The 21,576-nt window shown below is 37.3% G+C and carries 23 protein-coding genes; 18 read left to right on the top strand and 5 right to left on the bottom strand.

Annotation, left to right across the window (positions count from 1 at the left end; all coding sequences use genetic code 11):
• The first annotated feature begins 90 nt into the window (after window positions 1–90).
• The 6 genes from ACU8YW_RS26660 (at window position 91) to ACU8YW_RS26635 (ending at window position 6,118) form a co-directional block, all read left to right on the top strand.
• Window positions 91–315 (top strand): YuzB family protein, encoded by a 225-nt coding sequence (locus tag ACU8YW_RS26660; RefSeq protein WP_000526075.1) that lies wholly within the window; start codon window positions 91–93, stop codon window positions 313–315.
• A 312-nt stretch (window positions 316–627) separates the two neighbouring features.
• Window positions 628–1,683 (top strand): FecCD family ABC transporter permease, encoded by a 1,056-nt coding sequence (locus ACU8YW_RS26655; RefSeq protein ID WP_000388283.1) that lies wholly within the window; start codon window positions 628–630, stop codon window positions 1,681–1,683.
• The gene (locus tag ACU8YW_RS26650) at window positions 1,680–2,696 is read left to right on the top strand and encodes a FecCD family ABC transporter permease (protein ID WP_088065051.1); all 1,017 of its coding nucleotides are present in this window, start codon (window positions 1,680–1,682) and stop codon (window positions 2,694–2,696) included. Before ACU8YW_RS26655 ends, ACU8YW_RS26650 begins: the two co-directional genes overlap by 4 nt.
• Window positions 2,697–2,711: 15 nt before the next feature.
• Entirely contained in the window at window positions 2,712–3,524 is an 813-nt protein-coding gene (locus ACU8YW_RS26645) for an ABC transporter ATP-binding protein (protein WP_000212064.1), read from the top strand.
• A gap of 189 nt (window positions 3,525–3,713) precedes the next feature.
• Window positions 3,714–4,667 carry an ABC transporter substrate-binding protein gene (locus tag ACU8YW_RS26640; protein ID WP_426934435.1) on the top strand — a complete coding sequence of 318 codons (954 nt, stop codon included), beginning with the start codon at window positions 3,714–3,716 and terminating at the stop codon, window positions 4,665–4,667.
• A gap of 146 nt (window positions 4,668–4,813) precedes the next feature.
• Window positions 4,814–6,118, top strand: coding sequence for an HD domain-containing protein (locus ACU8YW_RS26635; protein WP_098048872.1), 1,305 nt, complete (start codon window positions 4,814–4,816; stop codon window positions 6,116–6,118).
• Window positions 6,119–6,157: 39 nt separating this feature from the next.
• On the opposite strand, the gene thmT is transcribed toward ACU8YW_RS26635, so the two are convergent.
• Complete coding sequence (gene thmT / locus ACU8YW_RS26630) at window positions 6,158–6,343, bottom strand: 2-hydroxymuconate tautomerase (RefSeq protein ID WP_001147171.1); 186 nt, start codon at window positions 6,341–6,343, stop codon at window positions 6,158–6,160.
• Window positions 6,344–6,455: 112 nt separating this feature from the next.
• Between thmT and ACU8YW_RS26625 the strand changes: the two genes are divergently transcribed.
• Both ACU8YW_RS26625 and ACU8YW_RS26620 read left to right on the top strand, forming a co-directional pair.
• Complete coding sequence (locus tag ACU8YW_RS26625) at window positions 6,456–7,130, top strand: site-2 protease family protein (RefSeq protein ID WP_000372469.1); 675 nt, start codon at window positions 6,456–6,458, stop codon at window positions 7,128–7,130.
• A gap of 25 nt (window positions 7,131–7,155) precedes the next feature.
• Window positions 7,156–7,665: a YwhD family protein gene (locus tag ACU8YW_RS26620; protein WP_087983730.1), complete on the top strand. Its 510-nt coding sequence runs from the start codon at window positions 7,156–7,158 to the stop codon at window positions 7,663–7,665.
• Window positions 7,666–7,699: 34 nt separating this feature from the next.
• Here the strand turns inward: ACU8YW_RS26620 and ACU8YW_RS26615 are convergent, their stop codons facing one another.
• Window positions 7,700–9,751 carry a transglycosylase domain-containing protein gene (locus ACU8YW_RS26615; RefSeq protein ID WP_088065049.1) on the bottom strand — a complete coding sequence of 684 codons (2,052 nt, stop codon included), beginning with the start codon at window positions 9,749–9,751 and terminating at the stop codon, window positions 7,700–7,702.
• A gap of 102 nt (window positions 9,752–9,853) precedes the next feature.
• Window positions 9,854–10,579, bottom strand: coding sequence for a glycerophosphodiester phosphodiesterase (locus tag ACU8YW_RS26610; RefSeq protein ID WP_088065048.1), 726 nt, complete (start codon window positions 10,577–10,579; stop codon window positions 9,854–9,856).
• 157 nt (window positions 10,580–10,736) lie between these two features.
• On the opposite strand from ACU8YW_RS26610, the gene ACU8YW_RS26605 reads away from it, so the two are divergent.
• From ACU8YW_RS26605 to speB, 4 genes are all read left to right on the top strand, one after another.
• Window positions 10,737–11,144: a MerR family transcriptional regulator gene (locus tag ACU8YW_RS26605; protein WP_088065047.1), complete on the top strand. Its 408-nt coding sequence runs from the start codon at window positions 10,737–10,739 to the stop codon at window positions 11,142–11,144.
• A 5-nt stretch (window positions 11,145–11,149) separates the two neighbouring features.
• Complete coding sequence (locus ACU8YW_RS26600; RefSeq protein WP_060487953.1) at window positions 11,150–12,313, top strand: MFS transporter; 1,164 nt, start codon at window positions 11,150–11,152, stop codon at window positions 12,311–12,313.
• 186 nt (window positions 12,314–12,499) lie between these two features.
• On the top strand, window positions 12,500–13,327 hold the full coding sequence (gene speE, locus ACU8YW_RS26595; protein ID WP_000424696.1) for a polyamine aminopropyltransferase: 828 nt from the start codon (window positions 12,500–12,502) through the stop codon (window positions 13,325–13,327).
• Window positions 13,328–13,545: 218 nt separating this feature from the next.
• Window positions 13,546–14,418 (top strand): agmatinase, encoded by an 873-nt coding sequence (gene speB, locus ACU8YW_RS26590; RefSeq protein WP_001209823.1) that lies wholly within the window; start codon window positions 13,546–13,548, stop codon window positions 14,416–14,418.
• 387 nt (window positions 14,419–14,805) lie between these two features.
• Here the strand turns inward: speB and ACU8YW_RS26585 are convergent, their stop codons facing one another.
• Window positions 14,806–15,843, bottom strand: coding sequence for a PTS sugar transporter subunit IIC (locus ACU8YW_RS26585; RefSeq protein WP_000996323.1), 1,038 nt, complete (start codon window positions 15,841–15,843; stop codon window positions 14,806–14,808).
• 234 nt (window positions 15,844–16,077) lie between these two features.
• Between ACU8YW_RS26585 and ACU8YW_RS26580 the strand changes: the two genes are divergently transcribed.
• Window positions 16,078–16,440, top strand: coding sequence for a YxeA family protein (locus ACU8YW_RS26580; RefSeq protein ID WP_000779928.1), 363 nt, complete (start codon window positions 16,078–16,080; stop codon window positions 16,438–16,440).
• Between the two features lie 25 nt (window positions 16,441–16,465).
• On the opposite strand, the gene ACU8YW_RS26575 is transcribed toward ACU8YW_RS26580, so the two are convergent.
• Complete coding sequence (locus ACU8YW_RS26575) at window positions 16,466–17,452, bottom strand: S66 family peptidase (protein ID WP_088065046.1); 987 nt, start codon at window positions 17,450–17,452, stop codon at window positions 16,466–16,468.
• A gap of 202 nt (window positions 17,453–17,654) precedes the next feature.
• Here ACU8YW_RS26575 and ACU8YW_RS26570 point away from each other — a divergent pair, with 202 nt between their 5' ends.
• The 5 genes from ACU8YW_RS26570 to ACU8YW_RS26550 all read left to right on the top strand — a co-directional run bounded on the left by ACU8YW_RS26570 (window position 17,655) and on the right by ACU8YW_RS26550 (window position 21,569).
• Window positions 17,655–18,092: a YwiB family protein gene (locus ACU8YW_RS26570; protein ID WP_000414868.1), complete on the top strand. Its 438-nt coding sequence runs from the start codon at window positions 17,655–17,657 to the stop codon at window positions 18,090–18,092.
• Entirely contained in the window at window positions 18,092–19,762 is a 1,671-nt protein-coding gene (gene argS / locus ACU8YW_RS26565; RefSeq protein WP_088065045.1) for an arginine--tRNA ligase, read from the top strand. Before ACU8YW_RS26570 ends, argS begins: the two co-directional genes overlap by 1 nt.
• A gap of 323 nt (window positions 19,763–20,085) precedes the next feature.
• Complete coding sequence (locus tag ACU8YW_RS26560; RefSeq protein WP_426934436.1) at window positions 20,086–20,613, top strand: RNA polymerase sigma factor; 528 nt, start codon at window positions 20,086–20,088, stop codon at window positions 20,611–20,613.
• Window positions 20,600–20,914: an anti-sigma factor gene (locus tag ACU8YW_RS26555; RefSeq protein ID WP_087983725.1), complete on the top strand. Its 315-nt coding sequence runs from the start codon at window positions 20,600–20,602 to the stop codon at window positions 20,912–20,914. Before ACU8YW_RS26560 ends, ACU8YW_RS26555 begins: the two co-directional genes overlap by 14 nt.
• Entirely contained in the window at window positions 20,898–21,569 is a 672-nt protein-coding gene (locus tag ACU8YW_RS26550) for an anti-sigma factor (RefSeq protein WP_088065043.1), read from the top strand. The genes ACU8YW_RS26555 and ACU8YW_RS26550 overlap by 17 nt, the downstream gene beginning before the upstream one ends.
• Window positions 21,570–21,576: the final 7 nt, after the last annotated feature.

The following is a 21,576-nucleotide window of genomic DNA, read 5'->3' as shown; positions in this document are numbered from 1 at the left end:
GCAACGAGCTTCAAAGAGCGGTAAAATACCATTTAGTGTTTATTTTTAAATGTACTTGAGAAAAGTTTAAAATAGAGGAAGTGTTATATAATGGGGAACGAATTTCGTGTGTGTGATGATTGTCAGGCAACGAACGTTAAAACGTTGATTCCAAAGTTAAAAAAAGTAGATTCATGTGCAACGATTGAAGTTGCATGTCAGTCGTACTGTGGTCCTGGTCGTAAAAAATCATTCGCATTTGTAAATAATCGTCCAGTCGCGGCTCCAACAGAAGATGAATTAATTGTAAAAATTGAAGCAAAGTTAAATAAGTAAGAAAAAGAAGAGTGAACAGATTACTCTTCTTTTTTTATGCCCATACGAGGAATGAGTTATTCTACGAAAATACAATTGAGTAGATTAACATTCAATGAAGGAGGGGCATCATCTATTCATTCAAATTTCAATTTATATAAATTTATATTTCAAAATAATGGTTGACAGTCTTTTGAAGCGATAGGTAGAATAGAAAGTGTCTGATTCTGATAATCATTATCAAGAAAAGGTCAATTAACCTAATTTTTTATTACTATTTGAGAATAAATTTCATTTCATTAAATATATGTTGTTGGTTAGGATGGTTGAGGTATGGAAGCGAGCGCAAGGAGTATAGAACAGCAAGATGTGAATGTTAAAGAGATTAAGAGCAGGCCGCTCGTTGCTTCTATTATTTTAGTAGCAGGTACAGTTTTGTTAGCTTTAAGCATGGCAGTTTCTATTTCGTTTGGTGCTGCAGATATTAGTTTAAAGACTGTATGGCAAGCTGTGTTTCAGTTTGACGGTTCTATTACGCATCATAACGTAATTCAAGAACTTCGCATGCCTAGAGCAATAGGGGGCGTAGTTGCAGGTGCCTTTTTAGCAGTATCAGGGGCAATTATGCAAGGTATGACGCGAAATCCACTTGCTTCACCATCGTTAATGGGAATTACAGATGGAGCTGTATTTGGAATTGCAATTATGTATGCATTCTTCCCTAATTCACCTTATTTAATGTTCGTTATCGCATCTTTTATTGGGGCTGCGTTTGGAGCGAGCATTGTATATGGAATTGGGTCTTCTTCACCAGGTGGATTAACACCTGTGAAGTTAGCTTTAGCGGGTGCAGCAATTAGTGCTTTATTAGGGGCCATTTCATCTGGAATTGCGCTATATTTCAACCTTGCCCAAGAGGTGAGTATGTGGAATGCAGGCGGAGTTGCGGGAGTGAAATGGGAAAGTATTAATATGTTAGTACCAATTGGCCTTGTTTGTCTCTTTATTGCAATTATGATGTCGAGGTATATTACAATTTTAAGCTTCGGTGAAGAAATTGCGATTGGACTTGGTCAAAATACGACATTAATTAAATTTATCGGAACAGTACTTGTTCTTGTGTTAACAGGTTCTGCGGTTTCTATGGCAGGATCGGTTGGATTTGTTGGTCTTGTAATCCCGCACATGACTCGTTTCCTTGTAGGCTCAGACTATAGATGGGTTATTCCATGTTCTGCGGTCTTAGGTGGGCTGTTAATTGAATGTGCAGATATGTTATCTCGCGTTATTAATCCGCCGTTTGAAACGCCAATTGGAGCAATTACAGCGCTAATTGGGGTTCCATTCTTCCTCTACTTAGCACGTAACGAAGGGAGAGGGAAAATGTGAGGACAAGTGTCTTAACAAAAAAGAACGTTTCTGTTTTAACAATCTTAGTAGGATTGATCGTTACTGTATTTTTAGTAAGTTTAAATACAGGGACATTTAAAATCCCGCCAATGGACGTATTAAAGTCATTGGTTGGACTCGGGGCTGAAGATCAGTCTGTTATTTTATTTGAATTCCGTATGCCGCGTATGGTCATTGCCATATTAGTTGGATCTGCTTTAGCGATGTCAGGTGCGATTTTGCAAGGGTTATCACGTAATCCACTTGCTGATCCAGGTATTATTGGTATTAACGCTGGAGCGGGGTTAACAGTCGTTATATTCGTTTACTTTTTCTTCGGGAAAGTTGGAACTGGTACATTTTTATCTGTATTTATCCTTCCTTTCTTTGCGTTGGTTGGTGCGATATTAGCAGCGGTTATTATTTATTTACTAGCATGGAAAGACGGCGTTTCATCAACGAGATTAATACTTGTCGGTATCGCTGTTGCAGCCGGGTTTGGTGCTGTTAGTTTAATTTTTTCTATGAAGATGACATCTAACGATTTCCGTTTTGCTACGATTTGGTTAGCAGGAAGTCTATGGGGCACAGATTGGAAATTCGTACTAAGTGTACTTCCATGGATGGTTATTTTCTTGCCACTTGCTATTAGTAAGGCTCACATATTAAACATAATGAACCTAGGCGACTCCACAGCGGTTGGCCTTGGTGTAAATGTAGAAAAAGAAAGACGTAAATTATTGTTTATTGCAGTTTGTTTAGCTGGTGCATCTGTTGCTGTTGCCGGAGGAATTGGTTTTATCGGTTTAATGGCTCCGCATTTAGCTAGACGCCTTGTCGGTGGTAAACATCAAATTATGCTGCCTACCGCTGCACTAATAGGGACGTTTTTACTCTTATTCGCAGACGTAATTTCAAGAAGTGTGTTAACAACTTCAGAAATACCGGTCGGTCTTGTTATTTCTGTAATTGGTGCACCATATTTCATATACTTACTTATGAGGACAAAATAAAGGGAGGCTTTTTGTATGGCAACTTTAGCAGTTGATGCGGTATCTGTTGGCTATAATGAAGGGTTAATTATTGATGGATTAACAGTTGAAATTCCGGAAGGGAAAATTACAACAATTATTGGACCAAATGGTTGTGGGAAGTCCACATTATTAAAAACAGCTTCTCGTATTTTGAAGGCGAAAAAAGGTACTGTTTATCTTGACGGAAAAGCAATCGAGAAACAGCCAACGAAAGAAATCGCAAAGAAAATGGCGATTTTACCACAGACTGCAGAAGTGCCAACTGGCCTTACTGTGTTTGAACTTGTTTCATATGGACGTTTTCCTCATCAAAAAGGATTTGGAACGTTGAAAGAAGAGGATTATCGTTACATTCATTGGGCACTTGAAGTGACGGGAATGACAGAATTCGCAAATCGTCCAGCAGAGGCGTTATCAGGCGGGCAACGTCAACGCGTATGGATTGCGATGGCTCTTGCACAAGGGACAGAATTACTCGTATTAGATGAACCGACAACGTACTTAGATATGGCTCATCAATTAGAAGTATTAAACTTATTGAAAAAGTTAAACGAAGAAGAAGGTAGAACGATTGTTATGGTTATCCATGACTTAAACCATGCTTCTCGTTTCTCAGATCATATGATTGCATTAAAAGCAGGTAAGTTAATGAAGCAAGGAACGCCAGACGAAGTGATGACGAGTGAAACACTTCGCAGTGTATTTGAGATTGAAGCTCAAATCGTTCCGTGTCCAGTAAACTGTAAACCAATTTGTTTAACATATGATTTAGCGATGATTAGTAATCAATTGCGTAAAAAAGCATAAGTAGATCCCCCTCGTAAAGAGGGGGGCTTCTAATGGACGTTGAGCTTCTTATTAGTAAATAGGAAGTTGAACACCCGTTAGAACGGGGCATAAGCAACAATTAATCAATATATATTTATTAATTGTTAATCTTGTTTCTTATAGTTCACTGTAACTTATAAGAGAAATACAGCTAGAAGGAGTGGGAACATGAAGAATTTTAAAATGGCGTTATTAGCAATGGTATTAGTCGTTACTTCTGTACTATTTGCAGCTTGTTCTAACAAAGAAGAGAAGAAAGCAGATGCGAAGGATGCGAAGGATGCGAAGACTGAAGAGCGCACTGTACAACACGCAAAAGGGGAAATTAAAATTCCTGCAAATCCAAAGAAAATTGCTGATCTTAGTGGTTCAACAGAAGAATTATTAATCTTTGGTATGAAACCAATTATTACTGCTAATACATCTCAAGAAAAGATTGATGCACATATTGAAAAGAAATTAAAAGACGTAAAACCAGTTGGTTCTGCTTGGGGCGATAAAATTAACATCGAAGCAGTAGCTGCTGCAAAACCAGACTTAATTCTTGTAAACAATCGTCAAGAAAAGATTTATGATCAATTATCTAAAATTGCACCAACAGTTATGTTAAAAACTCCATTAGACCAATGGCGTCCGAAATTCGAAGAAGTAGGTCAAATCTTCGGTAAAGAGAAAGAAACGAAAGAATGGTTCAAACAGTATGATGAAAAAGCAAGCAAATTACATGACAAAATCGTTGCGAAAACTGGCGATGCTAAATTTATGAAAATGGCTGCATATCCAAATGCTTTCCGCGTATACGGTGACTACGGTTACGGTAGCGTAATCTTTAATGATTTAAAATTACCAGCAGTTAAAGGTACACCAACGGATAAACCACTAGTACAAGTACAAAAAGAAGCTTTAATCGATTACAACCCGGATTACTTATTCGTATTTACAACTGGTGACGGTTCTCAACGTCTAAAAGAATTCAAAGAAGAATCAATTTGGAAAAACATGAACGCTGTTAAAAACAACCACGTATTTACAATTAAAAACGAAGACGTAAACAAAGGTTACTTCCCTCTAGGTAAAGAAATGATCTTAGATGAAGTTGCTGAATTCGTTTTAGGGAAATAATGTATAAACAGAAATCACTTTTACTTTGGTAAAAGTGATTTTTTCTTTATATAAGGGCAATTAATATAGTCTTTCATTTCTTTCTGTTTCCTATTTCGTTTATAATATATAGTAAGAATGCAGTAAAGAAAGGGGGATGTCGGAAGGTGGTATATTTAAACGACAAACTCAGCGAAACAAAAGTGTTTAAAGACCCGGTACATAAATATGTGCACGTGCGCGATCGTGTTATTTGGGATTTAATCGGAACGAAAGAATTTCAACGCTTGCGCCGTATTAAGCAGCTTGGAACGACATTTTTTACATTTCACGGTGCAGAGCATAGTCGCTTTACTCATTCGTTAGGTGTATATGAAATTATTCGTCGTATGATTGATGATGTGTTTGATGGCAGACCAAACTGGAATGCTGAAGATAGATTGTTATGTTTATGTGCGTCATTACTTCATGATGTCGGTCACGGTCCATTTTCTCACTCGTTTGAAAAAGTATTTTCATTAGATCATGAGAAATTTACGCAAAAGATTATCGTTGGAGATACGGAAATTAATCGCATATTAAGTCGTGTGGATAAAGAATTCCCGCAAAAGGTAGCCGATGTAATCGCCAAAACATCTACGAATAAATTAGCGATTAGCATGATTTCCAGTCAAATTGATGCAGATCGTATGGACTATTTATTAAGAGATGCGTATTTCACTGGCGTAAAGTATGGAAACTTTGATATGGAACGTATACTACGTGTCATGCGTCCATATGGGAATCAAGTAGTCATTAAAAATAGTGGTATGCATGCTGTTGAGCATTATATTATGAGTCGTTATCAAATGTATTGGCAAGTATATTTCCATCCGGTAACGCGCAGTGCCGAAGTTATTTTAACGAAGATTTTACACCGTGCAAAATCATTGCATGAGAAGTATTATACATTTAAAAATCATCCGGTTCATTTCTATTCTTTATTTGAAGAAGAAGTTACAGTAGAGGATTATTTAAAGTTAGACGAGAACGTTATGTATTATTACTTCCAAGTATGGCAAGACGAAGAAGATCCAATTTTAAGTGATTTATGCCGTCGTTTTATGAATCGAAACCTATTTAAATATGTAGAGTTTACAGATAAGCACGGTTTAGATAATTGGATGGAATTAAGTAGCTTATTTAAAAAGATTGGACTTGATCCAGAATACTATTTAGTAGTTGATTCAACGTCAGACTTACCGTATGACTTTTACCGTGCTGGTGAAGAAGAAGAACGTCTGCCAATCTTACTTCTTATGCCAAATGGAGAGCTTAGAGAGCTTTCGCGTGAATCGGATATTGTTGAGGCAATTACTGGTAAGAAGAGAAGGGATCAAAAACTATTCTATCCGCATGATTTAATCTATGAAGATGGAAGAAAAGGAAAATATAAAGAGAGAATCATCGAATTACTAGAAGGAAAAAAATAAGAAGCAGCTAAGAGCTGCTTCTTATGAAAGAACTTGAAATTATTTGTCGCTTAAGCGTTTTCCGCCAACTGCATAATGGTTTTTAGACATTTCTTCGATGAAAACAACGATGTTTTCTTCAGGAGCACCAGTTGTTTCGCTTACTGCTGCTGTTACTTTCTCAGCAAGAGCTTTCTTTTGTTCCTCTGTGCGTCCTTCTAGCATTTTCACTGTTACGTATGGCATATATAATCGCTCCTTTTATGTAAGTTACACTCTTATTATAGCGGATTATGGGGAAGAACAATCGAAAAAACAAATAATTTCTTTTTTTGACATATTGAAGAGGAGATGAATCATGGATCAGTTATTTAGATACCCATTGCAACAAATTCCGTTGGTAGCAATGGCCATTATTATTGCGTTATCAGTGCATGAATTTGCGCATGCATATGTTGCATATAAATTTGGAGACGATACAGCAAAGAAGCAAGGCCGTTTAACATTATCACCGATGGCGCACTTAGATCCTATTGGGATGATCGCTGTATTAATTCTTGGTTTTGGTTGGGCAAGACCTGTTCCTGTTAACCCATATAACTTTAAAAGGCCGCGTCTTGCAGGGATATTAGTTTCAATTGCAGGCCCAATTAGTAACTTAATTTTAAGTGCAATTGGTTTAATTATTTGGTATAGCCTATTAACATTTGGTGTATTAGATTCAATTCCATTTGCAGTAGCAGATACATTGGCTCAATTCTTCCGAATTTTTATTATGCTTAATATCGTATTACTTGTATTTAACTTATTGCCAATTCCGCCACTTGATGGGTATCGAGTTGTGGAAGATCTAGCACCAACAAATATTCGTGCGAAAATGACACAGTATGAAAAGTATGGAGCAATAGCGTTATTAATTCTTGTTATTACACCGCTTAGCAATTATACAATTCAACCTATTTTTAATGTTGTCATTCCATATGTATTTGTATTTTTAGACAGTATCATTGCGCCTATTTTTGGCCTTTTATAATCATTAAGTGAGGAGGAGTTTACATATGACAGAGAAAAAGAAAAAAATCGGTTTTAATATCGTGAAAAATGATTCAACAGATGGACATGGTGGTTTTGGTGTTGGAGCATTAAGTCTAGAAAACATTTCACCTGTATTTGTCGATGTACTAGAGAAAACAGCATTTGTTGATATCGGTGCAATGCATGCACGTAGTACAGTCGAAAAAGGTATTAAGTTTTTAACAAATAAAGATGAAGTTCCAAACGGAAAACCATTTTGGCTTGTGTGGGTAACGATTGAAAGAACGGCGACAGGTGCTTATTATGCAGGTGTAACAGCTTGTGAAATGACAGTTGACCGTGAAATTCGCCGCGGATATAAATCACTTCCAGAGCACGTAAACAAAATGGATAAATCAATGAAGCGTTACATTATGGTTGACCATATGGATGAATCATCTAAAAAAGTACTTGGTACATTCTTGAAAGAACATAATGAAGCGATTTGGAACGAATCTAGTGAAGAATTGCGCCGTGCATTATTAAGTGAATAAAAAATAGCTGACGGATGCCCGTCAGCTATTTTTTTTACCAAGGAAGATATTTTTTCCACCAACTTGTTTTCTTCTTTTCTTCAGTTGTCTTTTCAAATTCCTCTTTGTCATCGACATGATCCATACAATATTCAGTTGGTTCTGTACCTTTTGCGAAATACATTTTAACTGAAATGGGACAATTTTTTGTAGCGATTTTTCCGTTTTCAGGGTTAATATCGACTGCAACGACGTCACTTGGTTGTTTAAACTCTTTTTGAGGTTGTCCATCTAAGCCTTTTTCCATCGTATCGGTCCATATTTTTTTCGCATATCCTTGTTCTGCTACGTTTGAAATCGATTTAGGTTGATCGTATCCAACCCATACACCCGTTACGATTTGCGGGGTAAATCCAATCATCCAACTATCTGTTTCAGTAGAACCGGATTTTCCGGCATATGTTCTTGATAGTTTAGATAACATCGATTGACCAGTTACAGCAGCATAGCTGCTCAGTTTTTTATTAAACATGCCCGTCATCATTTCTTCCATTACAAACGCTTTGCTTTTATCGAGAACTTGTTTACTCTCCAAATGAGCATCGTATAGCATGTTTCCTTCCTGGTCCATAATGCGGCGAATAAACATCGGTTTTACTTCTTTTCCGCCGTTTGCGAACATGCTATAAGCGTTAACCATTTCAATTGGTTTTACAGGAGATGTACCGAGAGCGAGAGACGGAACATCTTTTAATGCGGTAGTAATACCGAATTGCTTCGCTGTTTTTGTAAGAATGTCTTCGCCTAAAAATAAATTGGTCTTCACGGCATATACGTTATCAGAGACCGCAAGAGCTTGCGCCATTGTTACAAAATCGTCTGCATAATAGTCTTTATAGTTTTTCGGTTTATACTTTGAAACACCGTCACCTAAAGTGAACACAGTGTATTCGCTTTTTAAGCGCGTAGCAGGGGTGAATCCTCGTTCTAATGCCGCGTAATACAGGAATGGCTTAAACGTAGATCCAGGCTGTCGAGCGGCCTGTGTAGCCCTGTTAAATTGACTCGTATTATAATCAGTTCCACCAACAAGGGCAGCTACTTCACCTGTTTTTGGATTCATAGAGACGAGCGCAGTTTGTATGTTTGTTGTGTCAGGTATGTGATCTTTTACAGCTTGCTCTGCAACAGATTGTAATTTAGGGTCTAGTGTTGTATAAATACGCAGGCCACCCTTTTGTAAGGCTTGTTCATCTAATCCGATATCACGAAGAAGAGAAGCTTGTACAGCATCTTGGAAATAAGGTGCAATCTCTGCCACTTTTTTTGTATCTAATGAGGCAAAAGTTAGTGGCTCTTTTTTTGCTGACGTTGCTTGTTTCTTCGTAATGTAACCTTGTTCTACCATTTCGTCTAATATGAGAGATTGTCGTCCTTTCGCACGATCCTCTTTTAAAAAGGGAGAATAGACACTAGGTCCTTTCGGGATACCTGCGAGCATACTAGCTTCCGCTAATGTTAATTCTTTTGCTGTTTTATCGAAATATAGACGAGACGCAGCTTCGATTCCGTAAGCACCATGCCCGTAATAAATTGTATTTAAATATCCTTCTAAAATATGATTTTTATTATAGTTCACTTCAAGGCGAATTGTGTACATCGCTTCTAATAGTTTACGTTTCCACGTTTTATCATGATCTAAGTATAGGTTACGAGCATACTGTTGTGTAATCGTACTAGCACCTTGGACCTTTGCCATCGCTTTTAAATCGGCAACAATAGCACCAGCAATACGTTTCATATCAAAGCCATGATGTTTGTAAAATCGTTGATCTTCGATAGAAAGTGTCGCCTCTTTTACATAAGGAGAAATTTCATTGAGAGATACATTGTAACGTTTTTGCATTTCATTACTTTGTCCGATAACAGTGTCATCATTAGCGTAAAAGACACTTGTTTGTGGGACAGCAACAGGAGGAGGTCCCATAATTTTTGCAACTATAATAATAACAAAAAAGGAAAAAACAAAAAAAAGAACAGAAGAAAACATTACGGTGAAGAAAAGACGTTTATATTTTTTAAGTTTCGGATTCATAGTTTGATCCATCTTTTTCAGCCCCTCAATACTAATACAAACATTATTGTATTAGTATTGAGGGTTTTCGGTTATTTTAAACAATGAAATTTCGAAAACAAAAAGCTCCTTCAATTAAGAAAGGAGCTCAAAGGCACGTGCTGGCCAATCGGTAATAATGACATCTACGCCATAGTCAATCATAGTTTGTAAATCTTTGTATTCGTTAATCGTATAAGGGCGGAAAACGTACCCTTGATCTTGTGCAAATTGAATAAATTCCTTTGTTAGTAATTGAAAGTTTGGATGTAAACCAGTTGCTTCTCTATTTTTTGCTTCAGCGATAGGATCAGCAAGTGGTGTATCATATAAAATTGCTCTTGGGATTTCAGGAGCTATTTCTGCTAATAATGAAACAGAGTCGTGGTTAAATGATGAGAATATAATTTGATTAGATAGATGGTATTCACGAACGAGAGCAACAGCTTTTTCTTCAATAGTTGGATAGTGGATAACATCTGTTTTTAACTCAATATTGAGCTGTAAATTTGTCGTAGATAACCAAATGAATACTTCACGTAACGTTGGGATTTTTGCTTCATGGAAAGAAGGGTCTTTATGGCTACCAGCATCTAAAGCTTGTAATTCCGCTACCGTTTTTTCAGAAACAAGACCTATGCCATTTGTTGTGCGATCTACTGTTTCATCGTGAATCACGACAAGTTCACCATCTTTTGATAGGTGGACATCAAGCTCAATTCCGTGGGCACCAATGCGTTCTGCTTCTTGGAAGGCAATCATCGTATTTTCTGGATGTGTTCCTTTTACCCCGCGGTGGGCGAAAATAAGTGGTTTATTCATACGGAAATCTCCTTATCGTTTCTTTTCTTTTCTTTCATTATGAAACTGCTTTTGGAAAAATACAATTGAATAGGATAAACATTTACAAAAGTCTAACAGTTGCACAAAAGTTAACGTTAACGTAAAATGTAATAATTGAGTGAAGGGAGGAATAAACATGTATAAAATTGATGAAGTCACAAAGCAAGTTGGTTTAACAAAACGTACACTTCGTTATTATGAGGAAATTGGTTTAATTCATCCCCCTGAACGTAGTGAGGGGAACATTCGCCTGTATACGGACGAGGACATCGCCAGAATTAAAAGGATTGTAGAAGCGAAAGAAGTGTTAGGGATTACACTTCAAGAAATGCAACATTTTTTATCGTTAAAAGAAAGAATGGAGCAAAGAAGAAATAGTGAGAATCCTCGTGACCGCGAAGTGATTCAAGAAATTAAAGAGATGCTTGAAAAACAAGTGCAAACGCTAGACGAGAAAATGGATCAAATGCAGCGTGTAAAGGCGGAACTCGAAGATAGCCTACATCGTGCAGCGACATTTTTAGAGAGTACAAAAGGAGAATGATCAAAATGGAGAGCAAACAAAAATTAGGGAGATTGATTACAGTGGTGGCTACCTTCCTTGCTTTTTCGGGTATAGGGGTAGTCGACCCAATCTTACCAAGTATTGCTGAGCAAATTGGTGCATCGCATTGGCAAGTAGAGATGTTATTTACAGCATATATTTTAACGATGGCAATTATGATGTTACCAGCTGGAATATTCGCATCAAGATTTGGTGATAAACGAATGATGACGATCGGTCTTGCGATTGTAACTGTATTTGCGTTTATATGCGGTATATCGCAAACGATTGCCCAATTATCTATTTTCCGCGCGGGGTGGGGATTAGGAAATGCGATGTTCTTCGCAACGGCGATGACATTATTGATTGCATTAAGTAAAGAAGTTCATGAAGCAGTAGGACTATATGAAGCAGCTATCGGTTTAGGGATGGCAGGCGGACCGTTATTAGGCGGGATATTAGGTGGACATTCTTGGCGTTACCCATTTTTTGCGACGAGTATTTTAATTTTCTTAGCATTTATTTTAGTTTTCTTTTTTGTAAAAGAACCGGAGCGAAAAGTGAAACGTAAGGCGGCAGGCGTAGGAGAATTACTTAACCTGGTGAAATATAAACCGTTTATGCAAGGTGCGATTTCAGGAATGTTATACTACTACGGATTTTTCGTTGTGCTAGCATACTCACCACTTATTATGCATTTATCTGCTATTCAATTAGGTTTTGTATTTTGCGGATGGGGATTAGCGTTAGCTTACGGTTCTGCAATTTTGGCCCATAAGCTAGAAGGGAAATATGAACCGAAAGCATTGTTGAAAGGTAGTTTACTCGTATTTGCGCTTTTCTTAATCGCACTATTCTTCGTGAAAGTTATGTGGTTACAAATTGTATTAATTGTTCTATCGGGATTAGCATCTGGATTAAATAATGCATTATTTACAAGTTATGTAATGGATATTTCACCTTATGAAAGATCTGTTACATCAGGTGTTTATAACTTCGTTCGTTGGTTAGGTGGCGCAATTGCTCCAATCTTATCAGGAATCATCGGCCACACTGTTTCACCGCAAAGTCCGTTTTTAGTCGGTGGAATTGTTGTGTTAGTCGGTTGTGTAATGATTTTAATTCCGGTTCGAAAGCCGGTAGAAGTAGAGACAAAAGCCCTTTCCTAAGAAAGGGTTTTCTTTCCTATTACAGGGCAATCCCTTTTCGTACATATGTTAGAACCCTCTGACTAAAATATATTTTCGGTATTTTTGTACTTTTAACTATACTTTTTGGATGTTTTGTTTTATTTTTGTTAGGGGACATTAATGATGTCCCTATTATAAATTTGCATTGAAAGGCGTGATTGTACGATGGAACTATGGTTCACTGAAAAACAAACAAAACATTTTGGGATTACGGCGCGTATTAACCGCACATTACATACGGAGCAAACAGAATTCCAAAAACTTGATATGGTTGAAACGGAAGAGTTCGGAAACATGCTTATTTTAGATGGCATGGTTATGACAACAGAAAAAGATGAGTTCGTTTATCATGAAATGGTAGCGCACGTACCTTTATTTACACATCCAAACCCTGAAAACGTATTAGTTGTAGGTGGTGGCGATGGCGGTGTTATTCGTGAAGTGTTAAAACACCCAAGCGTAAAGAAAGCAACTCTTGTTGAAATCGATGGAAAAGTAATTGAGTACTCTAAACAATACTTACCATCAATTGCAGGCGCACTAGATAATGAGCGTGTAGAAGTAAAAGTAGGAGACGGTTTCCTACACATTGCAGAAAGCGAAAATGAATATGACGTAATTATGGTAGATTCTACTGAGCCAGTAGGACCAGCAGTAAATCTATTTACAAAAGGCTTCTACGCTGGAATCTCTAAAGCGTTAAAAGAAGATGGTATTTTCGTTGCACAAACGGACAACCCTTGGTTCACACCAGAACTAATTACAACTGTGTTTAAAGACGTAAAGGAGATTTTCCCAATTACTCGTTTATACACAGCGAACATTCCAACTTACCCAAGTGGTCTTTGGACGTTCACAATTGGATCTAAAAAACATGATCCATTAGAAGTGAGTGAAGAGCGTTTCCACGAAATCGAAACGAAATACTACACAAAAGAATTACACAATGCAGCATTCGCATTACCGAAATTTGTTGGCGATTTAATTAAGTAAGAGCGTTAAATTGAAATAAATAAAGTGTAAGTGACTCATTTAAGGTGTTTGTCTAGAAGGCTTGAACATGCTAGTTACTTACACTGCTACAAATGAAGTAGTCTTCTTGTAAGAAAAAGAAGGCACAGGTAAATCGAGAAAGAGGAGTTATAGGCTCCAAATTTGAGAAATAATGAAAGGTTGGGATACCTTAAGTTCCACACAAGGAGGAAAAGAGTATGCGTTTTGATGAAGCTTATTCAGGTAAAGTATTTATTAAAAGTCATCCAAGTTTTGAAGAGTCAGAGGCAGTTATTTACGGGATGCCAATGGATTGGACAGTAAGCTACCGTCCAGGTTCTCGTTTTGGCCCTGCACGTATTCGTGAAGTGTCAATCGGTCTTGAAGAATATAGCCCATATTTAGATCGTGAACTAGAAGAGGTAAAATATTTTGATGCGGGTGATATTCCATTACCATTTGGAAATCCACAGCGTAGCATAGACATGATTGAAGAGTATGTATCAAAACTTTTAGATGCCGATAAGTTTCCACTAGGTCTCGGCGGTGAGCACTTAGTGTCTTGGCCAATTTTTAAGGCAATGGCAAAAAAATATCCGGATTTAGCAATCATCCATATGGATGCTCATACTGATTTACGTGAATCGTATGAAGGGGAGCCTTTATCCCACTCTACACCTATTCGTAAAGTGTGCGATTTAATTGGTCCGGAAAACGTATATTCTTTCGGTATTCGTTCTGGAATGAAGGAAGAATTCGAATGGGCAAAAGAAGTAGGTATGAATTTATATAAATTTGACGTATTAGAACCGTTAAAAGAAGTATTACCGAAACTTGCAGGACGCCCAGTTTATGTCACAATCGACATTGACGTATTAGACCCAGCTCACGCTCCAGGAACAGGAACGTTAGAAGCTGGAGGTATCACATCTAAAGAATTATTAGATTCCATCGTGGCAATTGCAAATTCAAATATAAATGTAGTTGGAGCAGACTTAGTAGAAGTAGCTCCTGTCTACGACCATAGTGATCAAACACCAGTCGCAGCAAGCAAATTCGTGCGGGAAATGCTGCTCGGTTGGGTGAAATAAAAGTGAAGCCGACTGTTTAGACCCGGTGACTAAGGTTCTTTCCTGCAAAAGGTGCTTTTTACCTTTTGGCAGGGAAGGTTCTTAGACGCAAGGGTCTAAGAGGCGTAACTGGATAGAAATAAAAGCGGAAGTGGCTCGTTTAGAATGTGAGGGGGATGGAGCTTCAGACGTAGAGGCGCTTTTTGCCTCGAAGGAAGAAGCGAAGCCACCGATCATTCTAGCCGCTATAGCTGGATAAAATAAGAGCCTCCTATATGAATAGGGAGCTCTTATTTTGTCGTTATGTGTCGGTAAGTCGATATATTAAAAAAATCGCTGATATAATTTCATTTACCGTTACACGACAAGAAAAAGAGCTACTCTCAAACAATGAGAATAGCTCTTTTCTTATGCAACTTTTTCTTCCGAAGTAATGCCGCGAATTTCATCAGCAGAACGAATTGGATATTTGCGGAATACGATTGATCCGATGTATCCAACAATAGTGGTAACGATTCCACACAGTACGGCAGCAATTGTTACTTTTACAACGTCATTAAATCCGAATAAGACAAGAAGTCCTGGGATTGGTGATGCTGTTCCTGGTGCATTATTAACGAGCTGGAACAGAGATGTAATAATACCAGCGAGTGCACCGCCAACGAAGTTTGTCGCATAAATTGGAATTGGATTTGCTGAAACAACATCGGCTTGTGTTAAAGGCTCGATTGCTACAGCGATTGTGTCTTTCTTTGAGCAAATTTTTAGTCGCTTAAAGAAAATAAAGTTCATCGGGGCTGAGGCTGCTACGGCAAGACTACCAATTGCCATTGGTAAACCTGTTAATCCAAGCATTGCAGTTAGTGCCATAGAACTTAATGGAGAAGTAGAAATAACTGTTATTAATCCACCAAGCATAATACCCATAATGATAGGACTTTCTGTAGTTGCAACTGAAATCATAGAACCGATTTTACCGAGCGTTGCATTCACGAGCGGATCCATAAGCATGGCCATTCCGCGTGAGATTGGTGCGGCAATAAATAAAATTGCTAAAAACTCTACACCAGCCGGTAATTTCTTTTCGAGAAATTTCACGACGAAAGCGCAAACGTATCCAGCGAAAAATCCTGGTAAAATACCGAATCCGCTAGTAGCAATACCAATTAAAACAGCATATACGGGTGAAACACCGATTGCTAGTGCGACTAAAATTGCCGCTGCGACACCGCTCATACTACCAGAAGCTTCTCCTACTGATTGTAAAAAGTCATTATGAAACATCTCTCCACCGATATAACGGTGAAATGCTTCAATAAGAAAACTTGCGATTGCTGCATTAGCTAAAGCACCCATTGCTTTCATTCCGTAAGGAGCACGGTAACTAAAAAGTGTAAATAGACAAAGTACAACAAGTAATAGTGCTAAACCTTGCAAGATAGCCATTTGAAAACTGTCTCCTTTGATTTTTGTAATAAAAATTTGTATCATTCAATAATAATATAAAAGTTCATGAAACGGAAAAATTTTTTATTGGGAAATTGCTATAAGTTGAAAAACCCTTACAATAATGTAAGGAAAGTGTAAGACTTTTCAATAGAGTATGGTATGCCTTTTTCCGTATAATACAGGTATAGACATAAGATTAGTGAGAAAGAAGTGCAAACAGGAGGCGCATGTATGAAATTGGTAATTAAAGTTTTAGCTGTATTCGCCATTATTTTAGGTGGAACAGCGTACTATTTAAACACGAAAACAGAAGGTGTGCATGCTTTTGTAGACAACTTCTTTTCAAATAAAGAAATACAAGATTATTATGCGGTTATAAATAAAGGTGAGAAAAAAGACGGTGAATACTTGTATACATTTAAAGGGTATACAGAAGACGGAAAGTTACAAGTTGTGAAAAGAATGATGAACCGTGAATTGCATACGGGGGCGTTTATAAAAATTTATGCAAAAGGTATGCAAGGAAAAGGATGGGCTGAAATCCCAAAAGAATCAATTCCGCAAAAAGCGTTGGAAAAAATAGAAAAACCGTAAAAGGAGCGAATCGTTCGCTCCTTTTTTAGTGCGTTAAAATGGTAATAGCTGAATTCTCTTTATTAGAAATGATTTTTGCACGTCCACCAATTGGGAAAGTGAAAATCGGGGTTGTATGCCCGAAATTTGCGTTTGCAATAATAGGTATATGTGTAAGTTCAGGCTTTGAAGCAATCATTTCTTGAATGTCTTCTATCGTACATTCTGCACCTTTTTGCATCTTTCCTATAACGATGCCTTTTACATGTTCAAAGTCAGGTTGCTGCATAAGAGAATGTAAATAACGATCAAAAGTGTTAAGGGTAGCTTTTCCAGTTAAACTATCCTCCTCAAGAAATAATATTTTCCCCTGTAAGTTTGGCATATATGGTGTACCTTGTAGTAAATTCAATGTGCTCATATTACCACCGATAATCTCTCCAGTTGCTTCGCCTTCATGAATCGAAATATAACCTTCATTTGTAATGAATTCTCGATTTTCCTGATCTATATACCAAGAATCATCGCTCCACGTTTCAGATGGCAGGACTTCAATAGGCTTATTAGAAGTTAAGCATTGTAAAAAGTAATTAGTCGTATATTCGAGACCTTTCTTCATTCCAAATGAAGAGAAATGGGGTCCTGAATATGTAATAAGTCCTGTTTTTGTGTAAATTGCATTATTTAAAGCGGTAATATCAGAATAGCCACAGAAAAATTTCGAGTTTTCTCGAATTAAATCATAATCGAGATGTTTCAATAAACCATTAGAGTTGTATCCGCCAAGTGTTGTCAAAATGGCTTTTACATTAGGGTCTCTAAATGCCTCGTGAAGGTCTTGAACGCGTGAAGAAATAGAAGAGGAAGCAAATTGATCTATCTCATCAGCATATGTTGAGAATGTAACTTGAAAGCCCATGTCAGTTAATCTTTTTACAGCAAGCTTTCTGTTTTCAGTTGAGACAATACTTAAGCTGCAAGATGGTGAAATAACTCTAATTTCATCACCCTTTTTTAATTTTGTCGGTAGCACATAACTCACCTCTTTAAATGAAAGAATATTTAGATTTAAAAAATATTTTATCATATGAAATAAAGTGAAAGTGAATTATTTTTTGAAATGGAGTTTTCCTGATTTTTCAGCAGACAGACAGAGGTTTTTTTTGATATGATAGGAAAAGTGATTTATTATAAGTAGTATTTAATATCTATAACATTTGAAAGGTGTGCAAGACGTGGAGAAACAACTTGCAGGCTTGCCGGTACACGTTCATTTCGTAACAGAAATCCGTGAAGGGGCGAGGAAGGAAACCGTTGCTTTTGAAGCAAATGGTCAATACTATGTAAAAGGTCAAGGTACATATGTAACATTCCAAGAGCCGAACGAACAGGGCGAAGTGAAAACAATTATTAAAATTCAAGATGAACAAGTTCTCATTATGCGTTCAGGTGCTGTTTCAATGCGTCAAACGCATGTGAAAGGTGAATGGACAACTGGTACGTATACGAGTGAACTTGGTACGTTTGCATTGCAAACGAAAACTGATAACGTTCTTTTTAAATGGTCGGATGAAAAGAAAAAAGGACAACTCTTCTTAACGTACGCATTGCTTCTAAGTGAACAAGAAGCTGGCAGATATACAATTACACTTAATTTGAAGGAGGCAAAATAATGAATTCTTTAGAACAAGTAAAAGGATTAATTAAAGAAGAAATTCAAGCTGCTGTATTAAAGGCAGAATTAGCGACAGAAGAACAGATTCCAAACGTTGTATTAGAATCTCCAAAAGATAAAACAAATGGTGACTTCTCTACAAATATGGCAATGCAACTTGCACGCGTTGCGAAAAAAGCACCTCGTATGATTGCAGAAGAATTAGTTGCAAACTTCGATAAAGCAAAAGCTTCTATTGAAAAAATTGAAATCGCAGGACCTGGCTTCATTAACTTCTACATGGATAATAGCTACTTAACAGACTTAATCCCAACAATCGTTAACGCTGGCGAAGCTTACGGTGAAACGAATACTGGTAAAGGTGAAAAAGTACAAATTGAGTTCGTATCTGCGAACCCAACAGGTGATCTTCACTTAGGACATGCACGTGGTGCGGCAGTAGGTGACACTTTATGTAACGTATTAGCAAAAGCAGGATACGATGTATCTCGTGAGTACTACATTAATGACGCTGGTAACCAAATTCATAACTTAGCTCTTTCTGTTGAAGCTCGTTACATGCAAGCTTTAGGCCTAGAGAAAGAAATGCCAGAAGACGGATACCATGGTGCGGACATCATTGGAATCGGTAAGCGTTTAGCTGAAGATTTTGGCGATCGTTATGCAAAAGCTGATGCTGAAGAAAGCTATGAGTTCTATCGTTCATACGGTTTAAAATATGAGTTAGCAAAACTTCAAAAAGACTTAGAAAGCTTCCGTGTTAAGTTCGATGTATGGTTCTCAGAAACATCATTATACAAAAACGGAAAAATCGATGCTGCACTTGCAGTATTAAAAGAGCGTGACGAGATCTTTGAAGAAGGCGGTGCAACTTGGTTCCGTTCTATGACTTACGGTGACGACAAAAACCGTGTATTAATTAAAAACGACGGTTCTTACACATACTTAACGCCAGATATCGCTTACCATCGTGATAAATTAGAGCGTGGTTTCGATAAGTTAATCAACATTTGGGGTGCTGACCACCACGGTTACATTCCTCGTATGAAAGCGGCTATTCAAGCACTTGGTTACGATAAAGAAACACTTGAAGTAGAAATCATCCAAATGGTACAACTGTACCAAAATGGTGAAAAAATGAAGATGAGTAAGCGTACAGGTAAAGCAGTTACACTTCGTGAGCTTATGGAAGAAGTAGGCGTGGACGCAATGCGTTACTTCTTCGCAATGCGTAGCGGTGATTCTCATTTAGACTTCGATATGGACTTAGCTGTATCAAAATCTAATGAAAACCCAGTATACTATGCACAGTATGCTCATGCTCGCGTATGCAGTATTCTTCGTCAAGGTGAAGAGTTAGGATTAGCTGCAGGCGGAGACGTGAATTACAAGCTTGTTACTTCGGAGAAAGAAGTAGAGTTACTGAAAAAACTTGGTGAATTCCCAGCTGTAGTTGCGGATGCAGCGCAAAAACGTCTGCCACACCGCATTACAAGCTATGCATTTGAATTAGCAGCAGCATTACACAGCTTCTACAATGCAGAAAAAGTATTAAACCAAGACAACTTAGAATTAAGTAAAGCTCGCTATGAGTTAATGAAAGCAGTACGCACTACACTTCAAAATGCATTAGCAATCGTAGGAGTATCTGCACCAGAAAAAATGTAATAAAGAAAAGCGGAGCCGACTGTTTAGCCCCGAAGGCTAAGGTTCTTTCCCACAGAAGATGCTTTTTATCTTCTTGTGGGGAAGGTTCTTAGACAGAAGGGGCTAGGAGGCAGAGCTGGACAATAAAGAAAAGCAGAAGCGACTCGTTCAGAATAGGAGGAAGGCGCGAAGCCACCGAGTATTCTAACCGATTTTTCGTTTTCAGTAAAAGGCAATCACACGATGTTGTGATTGCCTTTTTGTATGGAGATAATAAAAAAATAAAATTTTATCAAACAAAAGGAGAATTTGCGTCGTCTTATATAAATGACAGGAGGTTTAAGATGGAAGAAAAGGTAGAAGAATTAATTGATATATATAAGCAGCAAATATATTCCTTATGCTATAAATTAGCGAAAACGAAAGAAGATGCAGAAGATATTTTTCAAGAGACTTGGATAAAAGTTTTTTCCTCTAGGCACCAGCTTTCTTGCGTGGAAAATTATAAAAAATGGATTACTACAATTTGTATTCGTACGTTTTATGACTTTTATCGTAAGAAGAAAAGGTGGAAAGATCGCGTATTGGATTTGTTTCATAAAGAGGATGGTGGAGAAATCGATTTCGCAGATGAAGTGAATATATCAGAAGAATTTATTCAAAAAGTGGAATTGGAAATGATACGTGAAGTTATACAGCTATTGAATGAAAAATATAAAACCGTGCTCGTACTCTACTATTATGAACAATACTCTTATAAAGAAATGAGCGAAATATTAAATATACCGATTGGTACGGTGAAATACCGCCTTAATTATGCGAAGAAGCAAATGCGGGAACATTTGGAGGGGTTTGTTTATGACGGAAGATAAGTTTGATCAGAAGATAAGAAGCAGCTTAGCTGAAGACACCATTCCAAGCGGAGAGCTGATAAATAAAACGAAACAGAGCGTACGAAATGCTCGGAAATTAGAGAAAAGATGGGTTGTTTGTATTCATGCTATTTGGATTATTTTATTAACAGTTGTTATGGAGCAGTTTGTCACTCATTTGAATCATAAAGTCCCTATGTTGATAGCAAGTGTGATTATGATGCATCTATACGTTCCTATATATGTTGTCATACAGTCATTTTTAAAGAAGGAGTATAAATTACATGATAGAGTTCGCTAATCCATTTGTAGTATTTGAGATAGCTGGGATTACAATGCTTTTAACTTTTATAGCACTTTTAGTATGTGTAGCATCATGGGTGTATACAGATGCGAAAACGCTTGGAATAAGTAAGTGGTGGAGTGTTATAGCGATTGTATTACCATTTTTTATTGGAGTTTTGTTATATATGATACGAAGAAGTAACAAGAAAATAGAAGGAGAACATACGATGAAGGCTATGAAAAAACAAAAGATAACATTAGTTGTCATATTTGCAAGTACGATGTTTGTATTACTGAGCGGCTTTGCTTTCGTTCAAACGTTAGATGATATGTGGAGAGCTGGTGATATATATTTAGAAAATGAGAAGCAAGGGGAGAACGGTTACGAGGCAAAATTCTCATCATGGGATATTACTGGGAAAGATATTGAACTTGAGTATGAAAAAGATACAGAAGTAACATTTTCTTATGAGACAGATGCAAAACGTGGGAATTTATGTTTTAGCTTGTATGAAAGGCAAGGAGAAGGTATAAGAGAGTTAAAAGAGATCTGTGAATCGAAAAAAGGTACTTTCAAAGCTACATTAAAGGCAAATGAAAAGTATGTATTTAATATAAGTGGTGTAATGGTGAAAGATGGTTTTGTAAAAGTGAATTGGGAAATAAAATAAAGGGCCT

This window comes from Bacillus pretiosus (genome assembly GCF_052947655.1).
Note: the sequence above shows the minus strand (reverse complement) of the source record. Positions and strands in the feature narration are given on the sequence as shown.

Excerpts from the sequence above, each read along its gene's own strand:
- ACU8YW_RS26660 (WP_000526075.1), top strand. The coding sequence starts at position 91 with ATGGGGAACGAATTTCGTGTGTGTGATGATTGTCAGGCAACGAACGTT.
- ACU8YW_RS26655 (WP_000388283.1), top strand. The coding sequence starts at position 628 with ATGGAAGCGAGCGCAAGGAGTATAGAACAGCAAGATGTGAATGTTAAA.
- ACU8YW_RS26645 (WP_000212064.1), top strand. The coding sequence starts at position 2,712 with ATGGCAACTTTAGCAGTTGATGCGGTATCTGTTGGCTATAATGAAGGG.
- ACU8YW_RS26640 (WP_426934435.1), top strand. The coding sequence starts at position 3,714 with ATGAAGAATTTTAAAATGGCGTTATTAGCAATGGTATTAGTCGTTACT.
- thmT (WP_001147171.1), bottom strand. The coding sequence starts at position 6,343 with ATGCCATACGTAACAGTGAAAATGCTAGAAGGACGCACAGAGGAACAA.
- ACU8YW_RS26625 (WP_000372469.1), top strand. The coding sequence starts at position 6,456 with ATGGATCAGTTATTTAGATACCCATTGCAACAAATTCCGTTGGTAGCA.
- ACU8YW_RS26620 (WP_087983730.1), top strand. The coding sequence starts at position 7,156 with ATGACAGAGAAAAAGAAAAAAATCGGTTTTAATATCGTGAAAAATGAT.
- ACU8YW_RS26615 (WP_088065049.1), bottom strand. The coding sequence starts at position 9,751 with ATGGATCAAACTATGAATCCGAAACTTAAAAAATATAAACGTCTTTTC.
- ACU8YW_RS26610 (WP_088065048.1), bottom strand. The coding sequence starts at position 10,579 with ATGAATAAACCACTTATTTTCGCCCACCGCGGGGTAAAAGGAACACAT.
- ACU8YW_RS26605 (WP_088065047.1), top strand. The coding sequence starts at position 10,737 with ATGTATAAAATTGATGAAGTCACAAAGCAAGTTGGTTTAACAAAACGT.
- ACU8YW_RS26600 (WP_060487953.1), top strand. The coding sequence starts at position 11,150 with ATGGAGAGCAAACAAAAATTAGGGAGATTGATTACAGTGGTGGCTACC.
- speE (WP_000424696.1), top strand. The coding sequence starts at position 12,500 with ATGGAACTATGGTTCACTGAAAAACAAACAAAACATTTTGGGATTACG.
- speB (WP_001209823.1), top strand. The coding sequence starts at position 13,546 with ATGCGTTTTGATGAAGCTTATTCAGGTAAAGTATTTATTAAAAGTCAT.
- ACU8YW_RS26585 (WP_000996323.1), bottom strand. The coding sequence starts at position 15,843 with ATGGCTATCTTGCAAGGTTTAGCACTATTACTTGTTGTACTTTGTCTA.
- ACU8YW_RS26580 (WP_000779928.1), top strand. The coding sequence starts at position 16,078 with ATGAAATTGGTAATTAAAGTTTTAGCTGTATTCGCCATTATTTTAGGT.
- argS (WP_088065045.1), top strand. The coding sequence starts at position 18,092 with ATGAATTCTTTAGAACAAGTAAAAGGATTAATTAAAGAAGAAATTCAA.
- ACU8YW_RS26560 (WP_426934436.1), top strand. The coding sequence starts at position 20,086 with ATGGAAGAAAAGGTAGAAGAATTAATTGATATATATAAGCAGCAAATA.
- ACU8YW_RS26555 (WP_087983725.1), top strand. The coding sequence starts at position 20,600 with ATGACGGAAGATAAGTTTGATCAGAAGATAAGAAGCAGCTTAGCTGAA.
- ACU8YW_RS26550 (WP_088065043.1), top strand. The coding sequence starts at position 20,898 with ATGATAGAGTTCGCTAATCCATTTGTAGTATTTGAGATAGCTGGGATT.